Below are 11,218 nucleotides of genomic sequence, written 5' to 3' on the forward strand. Positions count from 1 at the left end.
CACTAGTAACTTGCAAATAGGCCGTGACAGCTCCCTGCCTAACTAAATTAATTATAGAAAACTTTTCCATTTTATAGTTTAATAGAACTAAAAAAGTATAGAGCGGAGAGAGGAAATGAAGAAGTCAGCTTGTTTTTTACTGGCATTCATGCTGTTTTTTCAAAGTATGGGTGCTTTTGAGGCAAAAGCCGCAGGCACGCTTGATTCTTATGTTAAGCCGTCAATTAAAACGTATCCCAATATTTCAATCTATTATGAGAACTTGAGCACTGGAGAGGCGTATTCCTATAATTCTTCTAAAATAAGGCCTGCAGCGAGTACAATAAAGCTTCCGTTAGCTTTGTTTGTTTATGATCTGGCTTCAAGAGGCAAAATTAACTTAAGTGAAAAGCTTACATACCGTTCACATCACTATTACGGGGGAAGCGGTGTCATTCAAAAGGACCGGGTGGGGACTTCATATACCATCCGTGATTTGCTGAAAAAGTGTATCGTCTACTCTGATAATATTGCTTTCATTATGCTGCGCGAAAAAGTTGGTAAAAGCAATTTTATTAATTATGCAAAGTCATTGTGAGGTAAAACGGTTTATCCTGCAGGAATGAATGTCACTACTGCCAACGATTTGTCTGTCTATCTAAAGCGTGTGTGGAATTTTGCTGAAAAGAACCCGCAGTATGGAAATGAGCTATTGAATCTGCTTGCAAATACAGTGTATAAAGAAACAATTGCTCCCGGCCTTGCTTCAAAGAAAGTCGCCCATAAGGTAGGCTACATTCCCAAGGATTTAATCTATAATGATGCTGCTATTATTATGGATGATCAGCCATATATTCTCGTTGTTATGACAACCGGAATTCCAGTAAAAAAAGATGTTAAGTTCATATCTTCGCTGGCAGGCAAAGTGCATACCTATCATATCAATTCATCTGTCAATCTATTTTTGAAGCACCTTGCTGATGCGGAAAGAGCAAGCTCGGCACTTTATAGACAGATCTATGTGGACTATGAAGGAAAAGCAACTGTTAAACCCTATGCGGCCTATAATCAAACCGGAAATAGCCTGATTCAGGCAAAGAAAGCTTATGCTGATTTATCGCAAACCTATAAAAAAGCCTATTCTCCAAAACTTAAGAATATAGAACTTACCAGAGAGCGTGCTATGAACTTTATCGATGGCATAACTGCCGGAGAAAAACTTACCGTGAAGCAGAGGGAACTGGAATCTTACAAGAGGGCAGGGGACCTGGATAAGATGGAAGCCTCTTATCACTCATTGTCTTCACTCATTAAGAGGCAGGCTCAGTATTTATATAAAGTGCATGGAAAGACAACTAGAGACGCGGTTCTTAAGCAGTATAAAGACCCATCGGAAAAAATACTTGAGGAAACCAGGATGGCTGTCACATTGAATATGGTCCTGAATCAGATCAAAGAGGATCTTACTTCGCAAAATCAATCAGGTGCTGAAAAAGGGATATTATATGTTGAGTCAAATCTGTCGAAGGTATCTGATCCTGTTGTAATAAAAGCTTTGCAGAATAAATACAATGATTTAGATGTTCAATAAATGGGTGAATAGTGAATATTAGTTGGAAAAAAAGCTGGTTGCTAGTAGTTCCATATACCTATAATGTGATATCCTAAAAAGGAATTCATTTCTAATTTCTGGAGGTATCCGATGAAAAAAGCCAAAATAGCTGTTATGGTATTAGCTTCCTTCTTACTTTTTTTCGTCTCCATTCCCACTGGCGCAAGCGCCAAGGTAATGTGGGATGGAGCAGAGCTGAAAAAAGGCCAGATTGGAAGATTAACAGTTTTAAAGAACACGGAGTTATACAAGTGGGATGGATCTAAAAAAACTCCGTCCAGAACACTGAAGGCAGGAGAAAATTATAGAATTTATACGTTTCTTCCAGGCAAGCTTGGTTTAGGCGGCGGCTATTATATAGACCGCAATAACAAAGTGAAATATGAAACACCATCCAAGGTGAAGCTTCAGGCATTGGGTGTTAACTTCACGAACAAGAAAATTGGGGATTTCACTTATCCGCAAATAAGCAGTTTAGTGGATAATGCCGCAAAAGAGCGTATTAATGCAATTATTAAGAGCCATTTTGAACAGTCTTATGAAAGTGCTCAAAATCTCGAGGATGAAGAGGAAGAGCATCGATGGGATTATTACTATGACAATGGCTACCACGTGCCAGAAGATGAAGAATGGATGTACAGCTACGATTATGATGTATCTTATAAGGTGAAATATAACGAAAATAACCTTCTGAGCATTTTAGTTTACGATTACATGTACACAGGCGGCGTTCATGGAATGTCAACGGTAACCTCGTATAATTTTGACCTGATCAAGGGTGTTGAGCTGCAGTTAACTGATGTGGCAAAAACCAGCGCCGCAAGAGGCAAGATTAAGAATTATGCCATCACTGATTTGAAAAATCGGGCTGCCAGAGGGGAAATGATTTTCCCTGAGTATTTGGAGGAAATCACAATCAATAATGAGCGTCCTTTCTATTTCACAGGAAGCGGTATTGCCATCAAATTCTTTGAATATGAAGTCGCGCCATATGCTGCCGGTATGCCGGAAGTAAAAGTGCCAAATAAAATTTTCAGATAAGCAAAAGCCCTAATTCAAGTTGTGAATTAGGGCTTTTATGATCATGCCGTATTCGATTCTGCTTCCAGTTTCTTCAGTCGTTTTACCTTTTCAGGCTTTTTGTCCTTAACTTTAGGCACTGTAAGCAAATACTGATTATAAGGCAGAAGCTGTATAACCTTAACCACTCCAATTGTTCCTGACAGGATCAGAGCAAAAACAAATGGAAAATTAACTGTACTCCAAATGCTTTTCGGTGCCAGTGATTGGAATGTTAAAAGAACAAACGGATGGACGAGATAAATGGCCATTGAAAGGCTTCCAACTTTTGAAAGGAATATTTCCAGCCAGCTGATCTTCCTTATATCTTCCCCAATACCCATCATAAAAAGAGTGATAATGGGGATATTAATCATATTAGTCGCCCGGTTTGATGGGATGGATCCGATGATTTTATATTCCACCACAGCCATTACAGTTATAATCGCGGCACCCGCACCTAAGATTTTCTTGTTTTTCTTCGAGAACTGGCTAAGCGGCTCCCAATAATAAGCTAAGAATCCCCCAAAAATAAAGAAGAAGATCCAGCTTGGCAAAAAGGCGCGCTGGCTGAGAATGACCTGCCAGATTCCTTCGAACTGTCCCGGGTTATAGGCTTTTAATGAATATAAATTAACTAGGATTGATCCTGCTAATAAGAAAATCCAGCTCTTTTTTGAACGGAACAGCTGCAGGAGCGGAAACAGCAGGTAAAACTGAAAAACAATTGACATAAAATATAGATGGTAAAAGCTATTGCCGAAAGCAAAGTTGATCAGGAACAGTCTTTTCCCTGATTCAAACGGATTGGCACCTTGAACGAAATACATAAATAGTAGATAGAAAATGCTCCAAAATATAAAAGGTACACCAATTTTCGTAAAACGGCTCACAGCAAATTTTTTTAGAGTAAAGCCTCTTGTCCGGGTCTGGTAGAAGAGCAGAAATCCGCTGATCAGAGCAAAAATAGGTGTACCGAATCGGCTAATTTGATTGATGAAAAGAGTAAGTTCATTATACGTTTCGCCGTTCTCAAAGTAGAAGGAGGCTGAAACGTGAACCAATAGTACCCATATGCAGGCAATAGCCCGCAAATAATGAATCTCTTGGATATGTGCTTTTGATTTGCCCATGACTTTCACATCCTTGCAGTAGTAACAGAATTCATTTACCACTACATCGTATATGAAATACAGGGGCCCGTCCGGAATGTTATCGTACTTTAACCATAAAGTATCGATTTGTTAATAATGCATCCAAAGATAGGGAAATAGTTAAAAAATTTACAGACACTTATATATCAAATGATAATTGAATGTATGATTCTTGAGATGGAGCTTGCTCTTCCTGTTTCCGGTTTTTCGAGCGGCTGCTCACTGCCTCCAAAATAAACAATTTGTCCTGGGGGGTTAATAAACTCCAGCTGCCTGCTTTAATTTTCATTTGAAAAACAACTCCTTTTTATATATTTTCAATCCCAATTTTTAGTTATTACGTATATACCGCCTTTTTATTTGATTAAAACAACAAAAATTCCAACAAATTCTGCGCTGTCATACACAGGTTTTGTTGGAATCCCTCGAAATTATTTAAACAATTCCCCAATTAAATTATTTTTCAGCAGAAATTCAGAAAGCTGAACATCCTTTACAAGCTGATCATACGTTTTTTTACAGGCATTAACGGACACTTTTTCCCCGGTTTTGTTATCTGTGCAAATACCATCCTGGAAAACTCCATTATGTGAAGCAGCATAATCATATGGCCCCGAATAGTACGAGTATGGGGTCGTTTCATAAGCAAAACCGGCAAAGCCTTCTTTTTTGATATCAAGTGATGCCCCGAGATGTGCAAGCGGCTGTTCGGTGCCAATCAGAGATGCAAGAGTAGGGAAGATGTCCAGCTGGCTTCCAATAACCTCATTTTTAACAGCTGCGGTCTGTCCTGGATGGTGAATGATCAGCGGGACATTGAATTGCTCTTTCTGGTTGAAGCTGATGCCGAGAAGCTGGTCAATCTCATCCTTATCTTTTGGAATAGGCCCGTAATGATCTCCATAGACGACAAAGATCGTATCATCCCATATTTGTTCTTCTTTTAATTTTTCAATAAAGTAACCGATTGACTGGTCAAAATAATGCGTAGCCTGCAGATAGTTCCCTGTTAAGGTATCTGTAAATTCTGCAGGGAGATCCAAAGATTGATATTTACCAGGCAAGTCAAATGGCCGATGATTCGTCAGACTGACTATAAAACTGTAAAATGGCCATTCTTCTTCCTTATAGATATCTATCATTTGTTTAAACATGCTTCGATCCGAGACGCCCATTCCGATTACTTCATCTTCTTTAATTTTTAGATGTTCAGTACTGTAGAAGTTATCGAAGCCCTGGTTAGGATAGGCCAATCTCCGGTTCCAGAATTCCGGTGAATTTCCATGGGCAGCGCTCGTTGCGTATCCTTCTTTTTTTAGTACTTGCGGAAGCGAGAGGAAGTTATTTTTTGGATAAGTTTTATAAACACCCATATCTGCAATAGGATATAAAGAATTATTTGCAGCAAATTCAGCATCTGACGTATTGCCTCTCCCAATTTGAAGGTAAATATTCGGATAATAGTGGCTGGTGCTGATGAGTTCATTCAGATGCGGGGTTATTTCCTCACCATTTACTTTTAAGCCGATTGGAAAGTCATTCAGTGATTCAGCCTGCACCACAATAATATTCTTCCCTTTAAACCTTCCGAAATAGGGAGATGATTTTAAAAGATCCTGTTTCCCTTTGAAATAGTCCTTCAAAATCTCCAATTCTGTCTTTTCTTCAGCAGTTATTTCTTTGGCTGCAGCATGGTTATGGTAAGTTCTCGAAAGATCATAGATATGGGCTGGCAGGATACCTGTGAGGGAAACTTTATATTGATCAGAAAAGGTATCCTTCAGCGGATAAAAGGCCGCAAATAAGATAAAAGCAGCGCCTGCAGCAAACATGGCTGATCCAATGAGAGGGTGCCTCAGGTTTCTTTCTTTCCGTGAAAAAACATAAAGAGCCAGAAGAATGGCAGGGATGTCTATCCAATAAAAGAGATCACTAACGTAAACTAGCGATGCAATCGAGTCCTTTACATCTCCGAGCTGATTGGCCTGCTGCACCAGCTGGATATGAAGAATGGCATCATAATAACGTTCGTACAGTACATCTGCATATAAAAGAAACGAGAGAAGCAGGTAAACAATAAAGGCCAGAACGGTCTGGACTCTTTTTTTTCTGAAAAAAATCAATCCTGAGACTGCAGCCCCGAGACCGCCAGAAGATAATAATATCAGTTTCTTATGCGGGTTAAGCTCCAATTCATAGATAAAGTAAAAGGTTTTAAACGCCCAGCATAAGCTGAAAAAACCTGTCAGCAAAGCTAAAGACAGGAGGGCCGGATAATGCTTCTTTATTAACTTCATGTTCCCCACCCTCAAACGCTTTTTACAAAATCTTAACACTTAATTAACATAAAATTAATAAAAATAATCTGACAGCGTTCGTGCAGGATTTGTCGAATGGGAATTTTAAACCTCTTTTACAAACTATCAAACAAATCTTAATAGTTTTAATATATAATATTTTTGTAATAATAAACTTTAAATTCAGGAGGTTTATAATGAGGATTTGGAAAAAGGGCTGTATTGCCGTGGTATCCGCCATGGTTATTTCATCCGGGTTCAGCGGGTCATTTGCGGTTAAGGCAGAAGGGAATACAGACGCAAATACAAAAAAAATCACTATTCTTCATACCAATGATTCTCATGGCCGTGCTGTTGAAGGCGAATATGATGGGATGGGATTTGCCAAACTATCCACTCTAGTAAAGCAATATGAAAGTAAAAATCCCAATACATTGCTTTTAGATGCTGGTGATACCCTGCACGGGACCACTTTTGCCACGCTGAGCAAGGGAGAAAGCATTGTTAATGTGATGAATAAAGTTGGCTATGATGGCATGGCTGCGGGAAACCATGATTTCAACTATGGCTATGAAAGATTAATAGAGCTGAAAGACAAAATGCTGTTTCCGCTCTTAAGCGCGAATGTTCGCAAGCAGGATGGGAATCTCCTTCTGAAGCCTTATGAAATAAAAGAGGTTGACGGTTTGAAACTGGGGATCTTTGGACTGTCGACACCAGAGACTCATTATAAAACACATCCAAAAAATGTTGAAGGCTTATCTTTCACTGATCCGGTAAAAGAGGCACAGGCGATGGTGGCGGAATTGAAAGCTCAAAACGTTGATATGATAATTGCGGTAACACATTTGGGAATTGATGAGTCCAGTACAGATACTTCCATTAAAGTGGCAAAGGGTGCCCCTGGGATTGATCTGATTGTTGATGGGCACAGCCACTCTAAGCTCGTTGAAGGCCTGGAGGGTGAAAATGATACACTGATTGTAAGTGCTGGGGAGTACACAAAAAATCTTGGCGTGGTGGAACTGACCTTTGAGAATAATGAACTGAAGGGCAAAACAGCCGGTTTAATTACAAAAGAACAAACTGCAGCCGTTGAAGAAGATCCGGCTGTTAAAGAAGTAATCGATGAAATTCAGACAGCTCAAGAAGAGATTCTGTCTGAAGTCATTGGTGAAACGGCTGTAAAACTCGATGGAGAACGTGAACAAGTCCGTGCAGGAGAGACAAATCTCGGCAACTTGATTACCGATGCGATGGTGGACATGACGGGTGCAGATATGGCTATTACCAACGGCGGCGGAATTCGTGCCTCAATCGCTGAAGGGGAAATTACAAAAGGCGATGTTATTACAGTACTGCCTTTTGGTAACTATATTGTCACAAAAAAGCTGTCAGGTTCCCAAATTAAAGCAGGAATTGAGAATGGTGTGAATTCATATCCTGACGCTAAAGGAGCCTTCCCGCATGTTTCAGGTTTGACTTTTGTTATTGATGCATCTAAAGAAGCTGGAAATCGGGTACAGGACATGAAGATCAAAGGTGTGCCTGTCGATATGAACAAAGAATATCTCGTTGCCACAAATGACTTCATGGCAAGCGGCGGTGACGAGTATACCTCATTCAAAGACAGTGCGATTGTCAATGAATTTCCTGCACTCGATGAAGCACTTATTGCCTATATTCAAAAAATCGGCACTGTAAATACCAAAGTTGAAGGCCGTATTACAGCAAAAGCTCCTGAAGATCCTAAAGAAGATGACAATAAGCCTGCACCTAAGGTTTATTGGGATGGCGTACTGATGAACAAAGGCCAAATCGGCCGCATTACCGTTCAAAAGCCTATTAACCTATGGAAACGTACAGCTGACAACAAGCTTCAGTTTGTACGTGTGCTAAAGCCTGGTCAGGCTTACCGTGTCTACAACTATGACTACAATTTCTTCGGCCAGTACGGAGTCGGGTCCGGACATTACATTACCAATATGAAAGGGTTTGTGAAGTACGAAACTCCGTCTAAAAAGAAACTCGAAGAATTGAATGGAAAATAAACGATGAGGAAGCTGCCAAATAAGGCAGTTTCTTTTTTTATAGTAGTATATACCTATTTTACAAAATAAGGGTTCCGCTTGTAATATTTTTGTAATATTATTGAAACATAAGTAATAAAGGAGTGGGGTTATGAAAAAGACTTTGATTTCAGGCATGATTATGGCCGCTGGTTTTTTTGGTATTATGGGGGATTCTGAGACAGCCTCAGCAGCCTCTAAGGATACAAGACCATCAGTGATTTGGGATGATGCGAGATTAGTAGAAGGTCAAATTGGCAAGGTGACTATTCTGAAAGATACAAGCAGGCTGATTAAAGAAAGCAATGGCAGTTTCAAGCCATCCGGCACGTTCAAAAATGGAAATACATATAGGGTATATTCCTATGAAAAAATCAATGGCGTCTATTTTTATGGCGTAGGTGCAGGTGTTTATGTAAAGAACTCTTCTGATGTCTTTTACAAAACTCCTTCGGTTCTAAAGAAACGGCAAATGGCTGATCTGGTCATGATAAAACCAGACATCCTTACAGATGCGGCGGACGGAAAGCTGAAAGGGCAGGATTTCATTATTAACAAGAATACGATTGACGATGTAAAGAGCAAGCTGGGAGAGCCAACGGATGAAGGACTATTCGAAGGCTCAAGATATTATCAGTACGGAAAGAAATATGTTTATTTTACTGAACTGCCGGACGGAAAAGAAATATTCACTTCCAAGTATTTAGTTGACTCTGTAACCGATATCTCGCCTCTTTATGTACTAAATAGGCTCGGTACCGGATCCCTTATAAGAGAAGGATTTTTTGAAGATGACCAGACCTGGAAACTAATCTATAAAATGGGAGACAACCTTGTATACTTTGTTTTCGGTGTAGAGACAGGCAGAGAAAGACTAATATATATAAACCTGCAGAAGCAGAATTAGTTCGAATGGGAAAAGTGCCATCAGCGGCACTTTTCTTTTTGCTTGTGAGCAATTGACTAATTTCTAGAAATTTCGACTCTATACTGGCAATTATTACAATCTCTTATATAATAAAAGAAAGTTCATTAACGGGGGAAGAAACAGCCATGTTTTATCATGTTCAGCTTATAAAAGGAATTCTAAGTCCAAATACATACCTTTATCAATTGACAAAAGCAGAGAAAATTACCGGGCTTTATATAAGATTCCTGCTGCTCATGGCTGCCGGAGCCATTCTATATCTGGCGGCAGCATATACAGGATATGGCATGGATATTGTATCGAATGAAATATCAAATGTATCCCAGCAGGAATTGGAAACGAAAAAGCTATTTTTAGGCATTGGGAAAGTAGTATGGGGAATCGTTTTTTCTCTGCTGATCTTTTTTGTCCCAGCCATTTTTTATTGGACTGTAATGGATACGGAATTTGCGAAACTGCTGGTTATGCAGCTATTTGTGTTAGCTGTTTTATTAATAGAAAAAGCGTTAACGCTAGTTCTTCAGATTAGCTTTGGTCTTGAGAGAGTGTCCTCGCCTTTCAGTTTGGGCGTAATGGTGCAATATTTGACAGATAACCGTTTGCTTATTCAACTGGCTGGCACCATCACACTTTTTCAAATTTGGGTAATTTTCTTCCAATATATGAATCTTAAAGCATTTTCGCCGCGAAGCCCCAAATGGATCCTGCTGATTGTGATAATCGTTAATCTGGTTGGATGGATCATGACATCTACCATTTACTATCTTGAATTTGAGAAACTTATATAATGGCGGTGTTATTGTGAAAAGAGCTTGGGTGCTTAGAATCCTGGTTGTGTGTATAGGAATCTTTATTGCTGCAAATCTTTATTTGGCCTTAAAGCCAGGAAGCAAAGTGGATAAGACAGCATACATAGATAAATGGCAGGCCGTTTCGAAGGAGAACCTTATAGATTCCTTTTCGAAAAAAGGTGTGGTATCACCTGCGGAAGAATACCAGGTCTATTATGATGAGCGGCAGGGGGTTTTTAATCAGTTTTTGGTTAAAGAGGGAGATGCGATTACACCTGGAACGGGTTTGTTTGAATATCAGCCTGAAGACCTTGATGCCGAAAAAGAAAGACTGAATGCAGAAGCAGAAAAGCTTGAAAACCAAATAGAGGACTTAGAAGGTCATATTGATGATATGGAAACATATAAAAGAACGCTTATTTTTGCTGAAGAAGAGAAAGACAGCGAAACAGCGGTGACTTCCAGCCTTGATAGAGACATCTATGAAAAGGAGCTGCAGGTCAGCCTGCTGGAACGGGAGCTTGAAATGACTGAAAACCAGCTGGATTACCTGGAAGATCAGACAGGCAGTGTAACCGTTCAGAGCAATTTCTCAGGAACAATCAGTGAGATTGACCGCTCCCTTGAAAATCCTATTATTACGATTACTTCAGATGCTTCACTAATTAATGGTGAACTAACATTAGATGAGAGAATGGAAACTTCTGTTGGCCTTAAAGTACTTGTCTCAGCAAAGGACTTTAAAGGAGAAGGAACCATTATTAACCTGGCATCCCTTCCAAAGAGCGGAGTTTCTCTGAATAAGGAAAGCACTTATCCGTTCTCGGTTCAGTTAAATGAGGACGCATCAGAGATCTTAAAGGGGACCCCGGTTCAGATCGAAATTGTTACAGATGAGATTGAAGGGGCAGTAACAGTACCCTCCAAAGTGATAAAAAAAGACAAAAATGCTTCCTCTTTGTGGGTGATCTCAAATACCGGGAAGCTTGAGAGAAGAAATATAGAGACCGGACTGCAGGTAAATGGGAGAACCGAAATTAAAGATGGCCTCGAAAAGGGCGAATGGATTGTAATGGACAAAGGCATTCATAAAGATTTTGATGGAACAGAAGCAGCAACCTCCTTCAAAACCAAACATTTAAGCAAAAAACAGATCAGCAGCCTGAAAAATAAGACAAAATGGAAATATATATTAAAAGGATTTGTATCCCGATAATTGGACAACCCCTGGGCTGAATAGCCCGGGGTTTTATTTGTGTGCCAGGCATGTTCATTAACTTGGCGGTGAAAGTCCGCTATGGGCGTTGGGATATGCGAACCATTAGCTGA

General features: G+C 39.7%; 9 protein-coding genes and 1 pseudogene. 7 read left to right on the top strand and 3 right to left on the bottom strand.

Going from position 1 to position 11,218, the window contains the following annotated elements; genetic code table 11:
• Positions 1–166 precede the first annotated feature (166 nt).
• The 3 genes and pseudogenes from ACTHRG_RS05300 to ACTHRG_RS05310 all read left to right on the top strand — a co-directional run.
• Positions 167–838, top strand: a pseudogene (locus tag ACTHRG_RS05300) (serine hydrolase); the annotation flags it as partial.
• Between the two features lie 6 nt (positions 839–844).
• Positions 845–1,570 (top strand): hypothetical protein, encoded by a 726-nt coding sequence (locus tag ACTHRG_RS05305; RefSeq protein ID WP_440230783.1) that lies wholly within the window; start codon positions 845–847, stop codon positions 1,568–1,570.
• A gap of 111 nt (positions 1,571–1,681) precedes the next feature.
• A complete protein-coding gene (locus ACTHRG_RS05310) occupies positions 1,682–2,632 on the top strand; it encodes a DUF3298 and DUF4163 domain-containing protein (RefSeq protein WP_286148125.1) in 951 nt (316 codons plus the stop codon).
• A gap of 41 nt (positions 2,633–2,673) precedes the next feature.
• Here the strand turns inward: ACTHRG_RS05310 and ACTHRG_RS05315 are convergent, their stop codons facing one another.
• From ACTHRG_RS05315 to ACTHRG_RS05325, 3 genes are all read right to left on the bottom strand, one after another.
• Positions 2,674–3,783, bottom strand: coding sequence for an acyltransferase (locus tag ACTHRG_RS05315; protein ID WP_440230767.1), 1,110 nt, complete (start codon positions 3,781–3,783; stop codon positions 2,674–2,676).
• 160 nt (positions 3,784–3,943) lie between these two features.
• Entirely contained in the window at positions 3,944–4,093 is a 150-nt protein-coding gene (locus ACTHRG_RS05320) for a hypothetical protein (RefSeq protein WP_160169263.1), read from the bottom strand.
• A 142-nt stretch (positions 4,094–4,235) separates the two neighbouring features.
• Positions 4,236–6,101 carry an LTA synthase family protein gene (locus tag ACTHRG_RS05325; protein WP_440230770.1) on the bottom strand — a complete coding sequence of 622 codons (1,866 nt, stop codon included), beginning with the start codon at positions 6,099–6,101 and terminating at the stop codon, positions 4,236–4,238.
• Between the two features lie 197 nt (positions 6,102–6,298).
• Here ACTHRG_RS05325 and ACTHRG_RS05330 point away from each other — a divergent pair, with 197 nt between their 5' ends.
• From ACTHRG_RS05330 to ACTHRG_RS05345, 4 genes are all read left to right on the top strand, one after another.
• The gene (locus ACTHRG_RS05330) at positions 6,299–8,152 is read left to right on the top strand and encodes a bifunctional metallophosphatase/5'-nucleotidase (RefSeq protein WP_440230772.1); all 1,854 of its coding nucleotides are present in this window, start codon (positions 6,299–6,301) and stop codon (positions 8,150–8,152) included.
• Positions 8,153–8,282: 130 nt separating this feature from the next.
• The gene (locus ACTHRG_RS05335) at positions 8,283–9,077 is read left to right on the top strand and encodes a DUF4309 domain-containing protein (protein ID WP_440230774.1); all 795 of its coding nucleotides are present in this window, start codon (positions 8,283–8,285) and stop codon (positions 9,075–9,077) included.
• Positions 9,078–9,223: 146 nt separating this feature from the next.
• Positions 9,224–9,886: a hypothetical protein gene (locus ACTHRG_RS05340; RefSeq protein WP_440230776.1), complete on the top strand. Its 663-nt coding sequence runs from the start codon at positions 9,224–9,226 to the stop codon at positions 9,884–9,886.
• A gap of 13 nt (positions 9,887–9,899) precedes the next feature.
• Positions 9,900–11,105, top strand: a complete 1,206-nt coding sequence (locus ACTHRG_RS05345) for an efflux RND transporter periplasmic adaptor subunit (RefSeq protein WP_440230778.1) — start codon at positions 9,900–9,902, stop codon at positions 11,103–11,105.
• Positions 11,106–11,218 lie beyond the last annotated feature (113 nt).

Origin of the sequence: Cytobacillus sp. SAFR-174 (assembly GCF_051964675.1) — a bacterium.
In the GTDB taxonomy this organism is placed as follows: domain Bacteria; phylum Bacillota; class Bacilli; order Bacillales; family Cytobacillaceae; genus Cytobacillus.